Below are 13578 nucleotides of genomic sequence, written 5' to 3'. Positions count from 1 at the left end.
CCCGGCACCCGACCCGAGAGTGACCTGACCCCAATGGCCCCTCGCAGGACGGCTCCACCGCGTTGACGACCCATATCCCCACATTCCACGAGCAGCCCATGCCCGGTCGTCCGACCGACCGGGCAGTTCCGGGCGTCGTGGTCGGTGGTCGCTACACCCTGCGCACCCCGCTGGGTCATGGCGGCATGGGCACGGTCTGGCGCGCCACGGACGGGGTGCTGCGCCGCGAGGTCGCGGTCAAGGAGGTGCTCCTCCCGCCGCAGATGCCGCCGGACGAGCGCGCCGCGCTGTGCGAGCGCACGATGCGCGAGGCGCGGGCCTGCGCCGCCCTGTCGCACCCGTCGATCGTGCAGGTCTACGACGTCGTGACCGACGGCGGCCGGCCGTGGATCGTCATGGAGCTGCTGGAGTCGCGCAGCCTCGCCGACATGATCATCGAAGACGGCCCGCTGGCCGGTCGTGCCGTCGCGAAGATCGGCATCGCCATGCTGGGCGCCCTGGAGGTCGCCCACGCGGTCGGCGTCCTGCACCGCGACGTGAAACCCGCCAACGTGCTGATCTGCACCGACGGCCGCTGCGTGCTCACCGACTTCGGCGTGGCCCGGCTGCCGCAGGAGAGCAACCTGACCACGCCCGGCATGGTGCTCGGGTCGCCCCACTTCATCTCCCCCGAGCGGGCCGTCGGCGGCCGCTTCGGCCCGCCCAGCGACCTGTTCTCCCTCGGCGTGACGCTCTACACCGCCGTCGAGGGCAGCCCGCCGTTCGACAAGACCGACCCGTTCGAGACCATGCGGGCCGTCGTCGAGGAGGCGCCCCGGCCCATGCGGCTGGCCGGCCCGCTCGCCCCGGTGCTCACCGGCCTGCTGGAGAAGGACCCGGCCCGGCGGTGGACCGTCGACCAGGCCCGCGACATGCTGCGCGAGCTGCTGGGCGGGCCGCTCGGCCGGTCGCCCGTGCAGCACCCCGACACCGACCCGTACGCGGTGGTGCGGCCGCCCGTCACGCCGCCGCCGGCCGTCAACCCGCCGCCGCCGTCCGGCCAGGTCGGCGGCCGGGCGATGCTCGCCCCGGGCGCATCGCTCACCGACCACCTGGCGAGCCTCCAGCAGCCGGAGGCCCCGGAGGTCGCCCCACCGCCCCCCGCGCGACCCTCGACCTACGGCGCTCCCGCCGGGCACACGCCCAGCCACCGGCACGCCCGGTCCAACGGCATGGGCGGCGGGCTGGTGGCCGACCTCGGCGACCGCGCCAGGGCCCTGCGTCCCGGCAGCCCGGGCTTCGCCCGCACCGTCATCGTCGGCGGCCTCGCGCTGCTGCTCGTCATCGTCGGCATCGGCGCGCTCGCCGGCTGGTTCGGCGGCGACGGCGACAAGTCACAGAAGGCCGGCCCGACCGGGGGCGACCCGTCGGCGCCGCCGGCCGCCCAGCCGCTGTACCCCGAGGTCCAGCTCTACAGGGACGCCGACAAGGGCCTCGCGGTCAACGTCCCGAAGAGCTGGAAGAAGTCCACCGGCGGCGGCACGTGGGTGGACTTCATCGCGCCCGACGAGGCGGGCGGGCCCCGCAAGGTCCGCATCAACCAGGAGAACGCCTCCGGGTCCGCCGCCGCGTTCCTGCGCGCGGCCGAACGGCGGCTGCCCCAGTCGTCGGCCAGCTGCAAGGCCGCGTACCAGCGGGTGAGCCTCACCGACGCCGGCGACCTCGGCGGCGTCGCGTCGGCCGAGCTGGAGTACACCTGCGGCGAGGGCGAGGAGATGCGGCACGGCATCTGGCGCGCGATCGTCCAGGGCGGCCAGGCCACCTCGTTCTACCTCAGCGTCCCGGACGGGGCCTTCGAGGAAAGTAAGATCTTCTACAGCGAGATGGTGCGGTCGTTCACGCTCACCTCCTGAGCGCCGCCCGTAGTATCAACGCAACGGGTGGAGCTGGTTAGGGGGCAGGCGTGACCGAGGTCGAGGCGCTGCGCAAGCAGGCCGAGCAGTGGCTTGCCGAGGACCCCGACCCCGCGACCCGGGCAGAGCTGAGCGCGCTGCTGGACCGCCTGCCGGCCACGGCCGACGAGCTTGCCGACCGGTTCACCGGCACCCTCACCTTCGGCACGGCCGGCCTGCGCGGGCCGCTGCGCGCGGGCCCCAACGGCATGAACCTCGCCGTGGTCCGGGCCGCCGCCGCCGGCCTGGTCACCTGGCTCGCCGTCCGCGGGGCGCAGGGTCCGCTCATCATCGGGTACGACGCGCGGCACGGCTCCCGCGAGTTCGCGGCCGAGACGGCGCGCGTCGCCACGGGCGCCGGGCGGCAGGCCCTGCTGATGCCGCACACCCTGCCGACGCCCGTGCTGGCCTTCGCCGTGCGGCACCTCGACGCGTGCGCGGGGGTGATGGTCACGGCCAGCCACAACCCGCCCCAGGACAACGGGTACAAGGTCTATCTCGGCCACGGCCTGGGCGGGCCGGGCGGCGACGGCGCCCAGATCGTGCCGCCCGCCGACGCCGAGATCGAGGCGGCCATCCGGGGCGTGGGGCCCCTGTCGACGGTCCCGCTGGGTCCCGCCGGCACCGTGCTCGGCGAGGACATCGTCGAGGCGTACCTGGCCGGTGCCGTGGCCGTCCTCGACGAGCTGACCGTCGACCGGGCCGAGCGGGAGCGCCTCACCATCGCGTACACGGCCCTGCACGGCGTGGGCGCGGGCCTGGTCGGCGCCGCGTTCGCCAAGGCGGGCTTCAGCACGCCGCTCGTGGTGCCGCAGCAGGCCAACCCCGATCCCGACTTTCCCACGGTGACCTTCCCGAACCCGGAGGAGCCGGGGGCGATGGACCTGGTGCTGAACCTCGCCCGCCGGGCCGGCGCCGACATCGCCATCGCGAACGACCCCGACGCCGACCGGTGCGCGGTGGCGGTGGCCGACGGCGACACATGGCGCATGCTGCGCGGCGACGAGGTCGGCGTCCTGCTGGCCGACCACCTGATGCGCCGCGGCGTCCGCGGCCGGTACGCCACGACGATCGTCTCCTCGTCGCTGCTGCGCGAGCTGTGCGCCCGCCGCGACCTGCCGTACGCGGAGACGCTCACCGGCTTCAAGTGGGTCACCCGGGCGGGCGAGGACCTCGTCTACGGGTACGAGGAGGCGCTGGGCTACTGCGTGGCCCCCGAGCACGTGCGCGACAAGGACGGCATCACCGCCGCCCTGCTGATCGGCGAGCTGGCCGCCGGCCTCAAGACCGAACTGCGCACGCTCACCGACCGCCTGGACGAGCTCGCCACGGAGTACGGCGTGTACGCCACCGACCAGCTCTCCGTCCGCGTCGACGACCTGCGCGAGATCGACGACGCGATGGCCCGCTTCCGGGCCCGCCCCCCGGACACGTTGCTCGACGAGCCGGTGACCACGCTGGAGGATCTGCTGCCGGGGGCGGACGTCGTCATCGTGCGCGCCGAGTCCGCCCGCGTCGTCGTGCGCCCGTCGGGCACCGAACCCAAGCTGAAGGCGTACCTGGAGGTCGTCGAGCCGGTGCTGGACGGCGATGTCGCCGCGGCGCGCGAGCGCACCGCCGCCCAGCTCTCGGCCCTGCGCACCGAGGTCGAGACCGCGCTGGGCCTGTGACCCCTATTCGGTGCGCAGCCCTCCCGGCCGGGTGAGGCGCCAGAGCACCGGCAGGCTCGCCGCGGTGATCAGCAGGACGACGGCCGCGGCCAGCCCCGTGGTCAGGCCCACCACCGTCCAGTCGATCGAGAACTCGACGTTCAGCATGCGCAGCAGCACCGCCCCCAGGGCCAGGCCGAACGCGGTGGCGAGGGTCAGGCCGATGGTCACCGGCACGATCGCCTGCCAGAGCACCGACCAGCCCAGCGTGGCCCGCCGGGTGCCGACCGCGACCAGCATGGCGAGCAGCCGTCGCCGTTCGCGCAACTGCTCGACGATGCCGACCAGCATGCTGCCGGCGATGAGCAGCAGGGTGACCACGACGCCGGCGTAGAGCGCCCGGCGGATGCTGACGAACCGCCGGGCCTGCTCGGTCTGCTTCAGCATCGCCACACTGGACGCGGGACCGAACCCGGCCGCCGTGACGCGCAGCAGGTCGGGCGTGTCCGGCACGGTCCGGTCCAGCGTCACGTAGGCCATCACGTAACCGTTGCGCAGGCGCGACAGCTCCGGGAACGCCGACGGGGTCACGAGCAGCCCACCCGACTCGCCGCCGAGGGGGTCGGTGCGGGCCGGGACCTGGCGCGCGCCCGCGGGCATGGTCCAGGCGATGCCGTCGCCGACCGCCAACCGGGTGCCCGGCGGGATCGACAGTTCCACCTGGCCCGCCTCGTCGCTGGTCGCGACGAACACGTCGCCGTCGGCGCAGTCGCCCAGCGTGGCGATCTCCGCCAGGGCGGCGCAGTCCCCGACGCGGATGCCCGCGACGGTGGCGCCGTTGTCCTTCATGGACACGCCGGTCACGTAGCTGGTGGCGGTCGCGCCCGTGACAGCCGGCGCGGCGAGCAACGCCCGGGCGACCGCCGGCGCGCCCGCGTTCGGCGCGAAAACGATCACCTCGGCGTGCGCGCGGGTGAGGTCCTGGCCCGTCTGCACCGTGACCTCCCGCTCGACCGCGGCGAACAGCGTGTGCAGGCCGATCGTGCCGGCGACGGCCACCGCGATGCCGTTGACGAGGCGCGCCGACGCGGCGCTGTCGAGCTGGAGCCGGCGCACGGCGAGCTGCCAGGCCACCGCCCCGCCGCGCAGGCGGCGCACGAGGAGGTCGGCCAGCCACGGCAGCAGCGTGACGGTGCCGAGCAGCAGCAGCGTCGCGCCGGCCGCGATCTGGTAGATCATCCGGTCGTCGATGCCCTCGCGGACGCCGCCCACGAGCGGCCACAGCAGGGCCAAGCCGACGGCGGGCAGGAGCACCCGCCACCACATCCGCCGGCGCGGCCCGCCCACCCGGCGGGTGACGCCCAGCGGCTCGATGAGCACGCCCCGCAGCGCCACCAGACTCACCACGACCGCGACGGCCGGGACCGTCACGGCGATGACCGCCACCAGCCCGGGCGCGGGCCGGATGTCGGCGGCGAACACGCTGATGTCCCACAGCGTCACCAGCGGGACGAGCTGCCGGCCGAGCAGGAACAGCCCCGCGCCCACCAGGAGCCCGAACAGCGCGCCCACCGCGGCCTCGCCGGCCGCGACCAACCGCGTCATCCGCGGGTCGGCGCCGAGCAGCCGCAGCGCGGCCAGGCGCCGGTCGCGACCCTCGCCGCCGAAGCGCACCGCCGCGCTCAGGAAAACCCCGAGGGGCAGCAGGAGTACGACGAAGATGACGATCACAAGGAAGGTCAGCAGCGGGCTCTGCGGCGCGTCGGGCCCGGTGTCGCCGTAGTGGTCCAGCCGCGTGGACGAGCCCGGGTCGAGGTCGGCGCCCCGGATGAACACCAGCTCCCCCGGGCCCAGCAGCCCGTCGTCGCCGATGGTCGCGGTGACCGTGTCACCGCCGAGCCTGGGCGCGAACAGCCGCTGCCCGTCCGGGGTGGCCAACAGGTCGCGCAGGGCCGGCGACACGGCGACCTCGCCCCGGCGGGGCAGCCGCGTGAGCCCGGGCGGAACCGGCGCCTGCGGGCCCTCGGCCTCGACCAGGCGGCCACGCACGGCCGTGCCCCGGAACGCGGTGTCGACCGTGAAGCTCAGCAGCGTGTTGGCGGCCGGCTTCTCGATGACGCTCCCGATGAGGTCCGCGCGCGCCTGGCCCCGGTCGCCGCGCGCCTGCAGCGCGACCGGCAGCGAGGCGGCGAGCAGCAGCATGGCCACGCCGACGCCGACGCCGAGGGCGGTGAGCGCGGTCCGGATCCATCCCTCGCGCCCGCCCGTGAGCGCCATCCGCGCCCCGATGATCAACTCGTTCACGCCGGGATCTCCGCCAGGTCGCGCGTGAAGCCGTCGCGGACGATGACCTCACGGTCGGCGTACGCGGCGACGCGGGCCTCGTGCGTCACCAGGATGACGGCGGCGCCGGTCTCCCGGGCGGCCGTGGTGAGCAGGCGCATCACCCGCTCGCCGTTGAGCGAGTCCAGGGCGCCGGTCGGCTCGTCGGCGAAGACGACCCGGGCTCCGGTGACGAGCGCGCGGGCGACGGCGACGCGCTGGCCCTGCCCGCCGGACACCTCGCCGGGTCGCTTGCCGGCCACGTCGGCGACCTCCAGCCGGTCGAGCCACTCCGCGGCCCGGCGGCGGGCCTCCCGACCGCCGACGCGCTCCAGGCGCAGCGGCAGGGTGACGTTCTCCAGGCAGGTCAGCTCGGGGACGAGCTGCCCGAACTGGAACACGAACCCGAACCGGGTCCGGCGCAGGGCGCTGCGCTGCCGCTCGGACAGGGCACCGATGTCGCGTCCGTCGAACTTCACGACGCCCTTGTCGGGGCGGACGATGCCGGCGAGGCAGTGCAGCAGCGTCGACTTGCCGGAGCCGGACGGCCCCATGATGGCCACCACCTCGCCGGCCGCGACGGCGATGCTCGCCCCGGCGAGCGCGGTGGTCGGCCCGAACGCCTTGTGCACACCGTCCGCCTCGATCACCGCACTCATGCCGCCACCTCCGCTGCGCTCCGGCGCCGGCATGAGTGGGAACTGAGCTGATGATCCGCTCGCTGACGCTCGCTCATCGGCGGACCTCCTTCGCGAGTTGGTCGAGGCGGGCGGCGGTGAGCTCCAGCCAGCGGAGGTCGGCCTCAAGGTGGAACAGCGCGTGGTCGCAGATGAGCTGGTCGGCGAGGTCGCCGGCGCCCTTGCGGCGGGTCAGCTCGCGCATGAGCCGGAGGTGCTCGGCGCGCTGGATGTCGAGCACGTCGGCGGCGGGTCGGTCGGCGAGCAGGGCGAGCACGACCTTGGTGTAGAGGGTGCTCTGCAGGTACGGCTCCGGGGCCTCGGGCTGGGCGAGCCAGGCCTGGACGTCGGTGACGCCGGCGTCGGTGATCGCGTACCGCTTGCGTTCCGGGCCGGCGCCCGGCTCGACGGCGTCGACCTCGACGAGGCCATTCTTGAGTAGCCGGGAGAGCGTGGCGTAGACCTGGCCGAACGGCAGCGGGCGGCTCCGCCCGAACAGGTCGTCGTACGCCCGCTTGAGGTCGTAGCCGTGGCGCGGGCTCGCCTCCAGGAGGCCGAGAAAGGTGTGTCCGAGTGACATGCGGAGGACTATACAGCGTCGGTATACACATCATGTATACACAGTCGCGAACAATCCAGCGAGGTCAGATCCGCGCTGGTCAGAACCGGGGCATGCCGCCGAACTGCCGGTCGCCCGCGTCGCCGAGGCCCGGCACGATGAACGCCTTGTCGTTGAGCCGCGCGTCGATCGACGCCGTCACCACGCGCATCGGCAGGCCCGAGTCGCGCAGCCGGTCGAGGCCCTCGGGAGCGGCGAGCACGCAGATCACCGTGACGTCCGTGCAGCCCCGGTCGACGAGCAGTCGCACGCAGTGCTCCAGCGAGCCGCCGGTGGCGAGCATCGGGTCCAGCACGACCACGGGCAGGCCCGAGAGATCGGCCGGCAGCGACTCCAGGTAGGCCCGCGGCTCGAACGTCTCCTCGTCGCGCGCCAGGCCGACGAAGCCCATCGAGGACTCCGGCAGCAGCGCCAGCGCGGCGTCGGACATGCCGAGGCCGGCCCGCAGCACGGGCACGAGCAGCGGCGGATTGGCCACCCGGTAGCCGGTGGTGGGCTCCACCGGCGTCTCGATCGGGTACTCCTCGACGGAGGCACCGCGCGTCGCCTCGTAGACCAGCATGGTGGTGAGCTCGTGCAGCGCCGCGCGGAACGCGGCCGAGTCGGTGCGGGCGTCGCGCATCGCGGTGAGCCGCGTCCGGGCGAGAGGATGATCCACAACGAGTACGTCCACGTAGAGCAACCTACCGGCCCACCCACGCGACCCGCGCTCACGGTGCTCCGGCTCGCCAATCTCGCCGCCCACCCACCGCCCACATCGGATCTTGGGGGCGTTACCGCCCCAAGGCCGATATCGCCCCCGAGATCCATCCCGGCCCCGCCGAGGGGTCTGCGCAGGAGGATAAGGGCCAAGATCGACGGGGGTTGGGCGGCGTAGGATCGGCCGTATGACCGCGACCGTTTCCGCGCTGGGCGACGTGGCCCGCTCCGACGCGGCCCTGCGGGCCTTCCTGCACGGGCTGCCCGGCGTCGATCAGGTCGGTGCCGAGGCCCGGGCCGCCATGCTGGGCACGCGGTCGATCAAGACCACGGCCAAGGCGTGGGCGATCGACCTGGCGATCCGCATGGTCGACCTGACCACCCTCGAGGGCGCCGACACCCCGGGCAAGGTCCAGGCGCTGTGCGCCAAGGCCCGCCGCCCCGACCCGGCCGACCCGAGCTGCCCGGCCGTGGCCGCCATCTGCGTCTACCCGGCGCTCGTGCCCACCGCGGCCGAGGCGCTGCGCGGCTCCGGGGTGCACCTGGCCAGCGTGGCGACCTCGTTCCCGTCCGGGCAGGCGCCGCTGGACATCCGCCTGGCCGACACCCGGGCCGCCGTCTCGGCCGGCGCCGACGAGATCGACATGGTGATCAACCGGGGCGCCTTCCTCGCGGGCCGCTACCTGGAGGTGTTCGAGGAGATCGCGGCCGTCAAGGAGGCGTGCGGGGACGCCCACCTCAAGGTCATCCTGGAGACGGGCGAGCTCGCCACCTACGACAACGTGCGGCGCGCCTCGTGGCTGGGCATGCTGGCCGGCGGCGACTTCATCAAGACCTCGACCGGCAAGGTGACGCCGGCCGCCACCCCGCCCGTGACGCTCGTGATGCTGGAGGCCGTGCGCGACTTCCGCGCGCAGACCGGCCGGCAGGTCGGCGTGAAGCCCGCCGGCGGCATCCGCACCAGCAAGGACGCCATCAAGTACCTGGTGATGGTCAACGAGACGGTCGGCGACGACTGGCTGGACCCCGACTGGTTCCGCTTCGGCGCGTCCACGCTCCTCAACGACCTGCTCATGCAGCGCACCAAGCTGGCCACCGGACGTTACGAGGGCCCCGACTACTTCACGGTGGACTAAATGTTCGAATACGCTCCCGCGCCCGAGTCCAGGGCCATTGTGGACATCAAGTCGTCGTACGGGCTGTTCATCGACGGGAAGTTCACCGACGGCACGGGCGGTCGCAAGACGGTGAACCCCGCCACCGAGGAGGTCCTCGCCGAGGTGACCGAGGCGGGCGAGGCCGAGGTGAACGCGGCCGTGGCCGCCGCACGTAAGGCGTACTCGAATGTGTGGGGTCCGATGCGCGGCGCCGAGCGCGCGAAATACCTCTACCGCATCGCGCGGATCGTGCAGGAACGCGCGCGCGAGCTCGCGGTCCTCGAGTCGATCGACAACGGCAAGCCGATCCGCGAGTCGCGCGACGTCGACCTGCCGCTCGTCGCGGCGCACTTCTTCTACTACGCGGGCTGGGCCGACAAGCTCCGGCACGCCGGGTTCGGGCCGGAGCCGCGCCCGATCGGGGTGGCCGGGCAGGTCATCCCGTGGAACTTCCCGCTGCTCATGCTCGCCTGGAAGATCGCGCCCGCGCTGGCCTGCGGCAACACGGTCGTGCTGAAGCCGGCCGAGACCACGCCGCTGACCGCGCTCGCGTTCGCGGAGATCTGCCAGCAGGCCGACCTGCCGCCCGGCGTCGTCAACATCATCACGGGCGGCGGCGAGACGGGCCGGCTGCTCGTCGAGCACCCCGACGTGGACAAGGTGGCGTTCACCGGCTCCACCGAGGTCGGCCGGGCCATCGCGCAGTCCGTGGCCGGCACCCGCAAGCGGGTCACGCTCGAGCTCGGCGGCAAGGCCGCCAACATCGTCTTCGACGACGCCCCGATCGACCAGGCCGTCGAGGGCATCGTGAACGGCATCTTCTTCAACCAGGGCCACGTCTGCTGCGCCGGGTCGCGGCTGCTCGTGCAGGAGTCGGTGGCCGAGGAGCTGCTCGCGTCGCTGAAGCGCCGGATGGCGCAGTTGCGCGTCGGCGACCCGCTGGACAAGAACACCGACGTCGGCGCCATCAACTCCGCCGCCCAGCTCGACCGGATCCGGGAGCTGTCCGCCGCCGGCGACGAGGAGGGCGCGCAGCGCTGGTCGCCGCCGTGCGCGCTGCCCGAGCGCGGGTTCTGGTTCGCGCCCACCATCTTCACCGGGGTCACCCAGGCGCACCGCATCGCCCGGGAGGAGATCTTCGGGCCGGTGCTGTCGGTGCTCACCTTCCGCACGCCCGCCGAGGCCGTGGAAAAGGCGAACAACACTCCGTACGGGCTGTCGGCCGGCGTGTGGACCGAGAAGGGCTCCCGCATCCTGCGCATCGCGGACCAACTGCGCGCCGGGGTGGTCTGGGCCAACACGTTCAACAAGTTCGACCCGACCTCGCCGTTCGGCGGGTACAAGGAATCCGGGTACGGTCGCGAGGGCGGCCGCCACGGGCTGGAGGCCTACCTTGCCCACTGACCGGCTGGCCGTGAAGAAGACGTACAAGCTCTATATCGGGGGCGCGTTCCCGCGCAGCGAATCGGGTCGCTCCTACGAGGTGCGGTCCGCGGGCGGGGCGTTCCTCGCGAACGCGGCGCTGGCGTCCCGCAAGGACGTGCGCGACGCCGTGAAGGCGGCCCGGGCCGCTGTCGGGAAGTGGTCGGGCGCCACGGCGTACAACCGGGGTCAGATCCTCTACCGGATCGCGGAGATGCTGGAGGGTCGGCGGGCCCAGTTCATCGCCGAGGTGCGCGACAGCGAGGGCGGCAACAAGTCGTCCGCCGAGGCCGCCGTCGACGCCGCGATCGACCGCTGGGTGTGGTATGCCGGTTGGTCGGACAAGCTCGCCCAGGTGTACGGCAACGCCAACCCCGTCGCCGGCCCGTTCTTCAACCTGACCGTGCCCGAGCCGACGGGCGTGGTGGGCGTCGTCGCGCCGGCCGACTCCTCCCTGCTCGGGCTCGTCAGCGTGGTCGCGCCGGTCATCGTGGGCGGCAACACCTGCGTCGTGCTGGCCAGCCCGGCCCGGCCGCTGCCGGCCATCACGCTCGCCGAGGTCCTGGCCACCTCCGACCTGCCCGGCGGCGTGGTCAATCTGCTCACCGGGCAGACCGCCGAGTTGGGCCCCTGGCTCGCCGGGCACATGGACGTCAACGCCGTCGACCTCACCGGCGTCGACGACCACGCGCTCGCCCGGGACCTGGAGGTGGCCGCTGCGGCGAACCTGAAGCGGGTCCGCCGACCGGCCGCCGACGACTGGGCCGCGGAGCCAGCCCTGGACCGCATGCTCGGCTACCTGGAGCCCAAGACGGTCTGGCATCCGAAGGGCATCTAGCGGATGAGGCCGCAGCCGTAGTGGCGAGGACCGAACCCGCCGGACCGTCTAGTCGGCGGTCGATCCGGGCGGGGCGGCCTGCGCGGTCTGGCGGAGGGCGACTAGGGTGTGCGCAGAGTCGTCGACACGACACGCGTTTCGTGTCCGACTGCCGTATGAGCCACCCACTGACTGACGGAGGTCGCCGTGGCCCGGTCTGACCACGCCGACGAATCGGCGGAGCAGACGCCGACCGCGACGCTGTGGAGCGATGTCGAGATCGATCCGGTGGAGATCGCACTGCCCAGCGGCGTGGGCTACACGCTGCGGGCATACCGGCTGAACACCGAGGTGACGGCCACGGAGGCGGACCATGAGTCCAACGCCGGGGACGACTTCGACGCCGCGTCCGCCGAGGTTTTCGCGTCCCGCCGCCGCCCCGCCGAGGATGAGGACGAACTCGAGCCCATCGACGAGGACGAGCTGACCAAGCAGGCGCTCGCCGCCGGCGGCAAGGACCGCGACGACGAGGACGAGCGCGCCGAGGCGGACGACGACTCCGAGGACGAGGACGAGGAAGAAGAGGACGAGACCGAGGAGGCGGAGGCGGAGGCGGAGGCCGAGGAGGTCCCGCTCTTCCTGGGCCGGCGCGGCAAGGTCTACCTCTTCAAGAGCCCCGAAGGGCTCGTCGACTTCGTCCGCTCGGGCGCCGAGCACGACCTCACCCAGCTCGACACGTGGTCCGACCTCGTCGAGCGCATCACGGTCGACGACGTCGAGCCCGCCGAGGAGGACCGCTACGAGCTGGACCTCGTGGTGGAGAACCTGCGCGGCGGCCACGACGTGTGGGACCACGCCCTGATCATCAAGGCCGGCGAGGCCGCCCGCGACCTCGGCTTCGCGCTGCGCATCGAGCCGATCGTCAACGCGCTCGCCGCCGGTTCGCCGCTCGACGACCTCGACGAGTCGATGCGGGCGGCCGCCGAGGGCGGCCCCAAGGCGTTCTTCGCACGGCGTCGACTGCGCAAACACGGCGAGCAACAGGCAGCCCTCGGCTGGCGGACGATCATTGGCAAGATCTCTGCCGCTGTGGACTGGCGCGACTGACCGCTACCAGGCAATATCGGTCTTTAGCACATTCGCTGGGGGAGGAGGACGATGCCGTGGCGCTGGTGCGCGTGTACTGCGGACTTGCCGCGGCGGAGGTGGCCTCATGGCTGACCGCCGCCGTCGTCGACGACGCGGGCCGACTGCTGGAGGTCCGCGATATCAGCGACGACCCCGTCGGATATGCCCAACTTGCCGCGCTTCTAGCTGAACGGTCCCACGGCGGCGCCCCCGTCGCCGTGGCCGCCGACCGCGCCACCCACCTCGTCTCCCAACTTCTCTCCGCCGCCAACCGGTGGCTCTGCATCGCCGACGACGAGTCCTCCGTGGACGACTTCGCCGAGCGGTTCGCCGACGACTCCTCCCCCGAGGAGATGGAGTCGCCCGCCGCCGAGCGCCGGGCCGTCGGCCTGGCCCGCGCCCTGCAGGCCGGCGCGGTCTCCATCGGCGCGCACCGCCCCAACCACGACCTCGACGTGCTCAAGCCCATCCTGGCCGCGCACAACGCCGTCATCGGCGGCCGGCACAACGCCGCGGTGGCGCTGCGCGAGGTGCTCCGCGAGCTGCACCCGGCGGCGCTGCGGGCCTTCCCCGACCCCGCCGAGCAGATCCCCCTCGCCGTGCTCGGCCGGCTCCCCGAGCCCAGCCTGCTGGGCAACTCGTCGCAGGCCCGCAACCGCGACGCCGCGGTGATCAGCGAGATCGCCGAGTCCGAGGCCACCGACCCGAGCATCGTCGCGGCGGCGGTCACCGCCCTGCGCGTGGCCGTGGCCGAGTCCAGCCCGCGGCGCGGCGCCCAGAACAAGCAGTGGGCCCCCGTCGTCGCGGAGAGCGTCCGGCAGTGCGTCACGGCCGTGCGCGCCTTCGACCGGTCCGCCGCCGTGCTCGTCGGCACGCTCGTCGACCGGCTCGGCGCGACCGGCACGCCGACGCCCGTGGTGCGGTCCATGTCTCGGGCCGTCGCGCCGTCGACGGAGGATTCGGGCGCGTCGCGCGTCCCGGCCCCGCGCCGTCGGGGTGCCGGCGTCACGCCCGTCTCGGCGTCGCCGATGTCGGCCAGCCCGGCGACCGGCGCGCCCGTCTCGGCCAGCCCGGCCACCGGCGTGCCCATGTCAGGTGGCCCCGTGCCCGGCGGCTCGGTGCCCGCGGTGCCATTCCCGGCCCCGCCGGCGCCCGCC

10 protein-coding genes and 1 pseudogene are annotated in these 13578 nt (G+C 73.5%); 7 read left to right on the top strand and 4 right to left on the bottom strand.

Annotated features, from left to right (window positions below):
• Positions 1 to 98: 98 nt before the first annotated feature.
• Together ABD211_RS03270 and ABD211_RS03265 are read left to right on the top strand one after the other, a co-directional pair.
• The gene (locus tag ABD211_RS03270) at positions 99 to 1892 is read left to right on the top strand and encodes a serine/threonine-protein kinase (RefSeq protein ID WP_344126032.1); all 1794 of its coding nucleotides are present in this window, start codon (positions 99 to 101) and stop codon (positions 1890 to 1892) included.
• Between the two features lie 50 nt (positions 1893 to 1942).
• Positions 1943 to 3601: a phospho-sugar mutase gene (locus ABD211_RS03265; protein WP_344126030.1), complete on the top strand. Its 1659-nt coding sequence runs from the start codon at positions 1943 to 1945 to the stop codon at positions 3599 to 3601.
• Positions 3602 to 3604: 3 nt separating this feature from the next.
• On the opposite strand, the gene ABD211_RS03260 is transcribed toward ABD211_RS03265, so the two are convergent.
• From ABD211_RS03260 to upp, 4 genes are all read right to left on the bottom strand, one after another.
• Positions 3605 to 5884: an ABC transporter permease gene (locus ABD211_RS03260; protein ID WP_344126028.1), complete on the bottom strand. Its 2280-nt coding sequence runs from the start codon at positions 5882 to 5884 to the stop codon at positions 3605 to 3607.
• A complete protein-coding gene (locus tag ABD211_RS03255; protein ID WP_344126026.1) occupies positions 5881 to 6561 on the bottom strand; it encodes an ABC transporter ATP-binding protein in 681 nt (226 codons plus the stop codon). The genes ABD211_RS03260 and ABD211_RS03255 overlap by 4 nt, the downstream gene beginning before the upstream one ends.
• 73 nt (positions 6562 to 6634) lie before the next feature.
• Complete coding sequence (locus tag ABD211_RS03250; RefSeq protein ID WP_344126024.1) at positions 6635 to 7159, bottom strand: PadR family transcriptional regulator; 525 nt, start codon at positions 7157 to 7159, stop codon at positions 6635 to 6637.
• A 79-nt stretch (positions 7160 to 7238) separates the two neighbouring features.
• Complete coding sequence (gene upp / locus ABD211_RS03245) at positions 7239 to 7871, bottom strand: uracil phosphoribosyltransferase (RefSeq protein WP_344126022.1); 633 nt, start codon at positions 7869 to 7871, stop codon at positions 7239 to 7241.
• A 214-nt stretch (positions 7872 to 8085) separates the two neighbouring features.
• On the opposite strand from upp, the gene deoC reads away from it, so the two are divergent.
• From deoC to ABD211_RS03220, 5 genes and pseudogenes are all read left to right on the top strand, one after another.
• The gene (gene deoC, locus ABD211_RS03240; RefSeq protein WP_344126020.1) at positions 8086 to 9033 is read left to right on the top strand and encodes a deoxyribose-phosphate aldolase; all 948 of its coding nucleotides are present in this window, start codon (positions 8086 to 8088) and stop codon (positions 9031 to 9033) included.
• Complete coding sequence (locus ABD211_RS03235; RefSeq protein WP_344126018.1) at positions 9034 to 10458, top strand: aldehyde dehydrogenase family protein; 1425 nt, start codon at positions 9034 to 9036, stop codon at positions 10456 to 10458. It begins immediately after the preceding gene.
• Positions 10448 to 11314, top strand: a complete 867-nt coding sequence (locus tag ABD211_RS03230) for an aldehyde dehydrogenase family protein (protein ID WP_344126016.1) — start codon at positions 10448 to 10450, stop codon at positions 11312 to 11314. Before ABD211_RS03235 ends, ABD211_RS03230 begins: the two co-directional genes overlap by 11 nt.
• Positions 11315 to 11500: 186 nt before the next feature.
• Positions 11501 to 12400 (top strand): DNA primase, encoded by a 900-nt coding sequence (locus tag ABD211_RS03225; RefSeq protein ID WP_344126014.1) that lies wholly within the window; start codon positions 11501 to 11503, stop codon positions 12398 to 12400.
• A 56-nt stretch (positions 12401 to 12456) separates the two neighbouring features.
• Positions 12457 to 13578: pseudogene (locus ABD211_RS03220) on the top strand (transposase); the annotation flags it as partial.

It is taken from the genome of Luedemannella flava (assembly GCF_039528515.1).
In the GTDB taxonomy this organism is placed as follows: domain Bacteria; phylum Actinomycetota; class Actinomycetes; order Mycobacteriales; family Micromonosporaceae; genus Luedemannella; species Luedemannella flava.
Note: the sequence above shows the minus strand (reverse complement) of the source record. Positions and strands in the feature narration are given on the sequence as shown.

Excerpts from the sequence above, each read along its gene's own strand:
- ABD211_RS03250 (WP_344126024.1), bottom strand. The coding sequence starts at position 7,159 with ATGTCACTCGGACACACCTTTCTCGGCCTCCTGGAGGCGAGCCCGCGC.
- ABD211_RS03270 (WP_344126032.1), top strand. The coding sequence starts at position 99 with ATGCCCGGTCGTCCGACCGACCGGGCAGTTCCGGGCGTCGTGGTCGGT.
- ABD211_RS03235 (WP_344126018.1), top strand. The coding sequence starts at position 9,034 with ATGTTCGAATACGCTCCCGCGCCCGAGTCCAGGGCCATTGTGGACATC.
- ABD211_RS03255 (WP_344126026.1), bottom strand. The coding sequence starts at position 6,561 with ATGAGTGCGGTGATCGAGGCGGACGGTGTGCACAAGGCGTTCGGGCCG.
- deoC (WP_344126020.1), top strand. The coding sequence starts at position 8,086 with ATGACCGCGACCGTTTCCGCGCTGGGCGACGTGGCCCGCTCCGACGCG.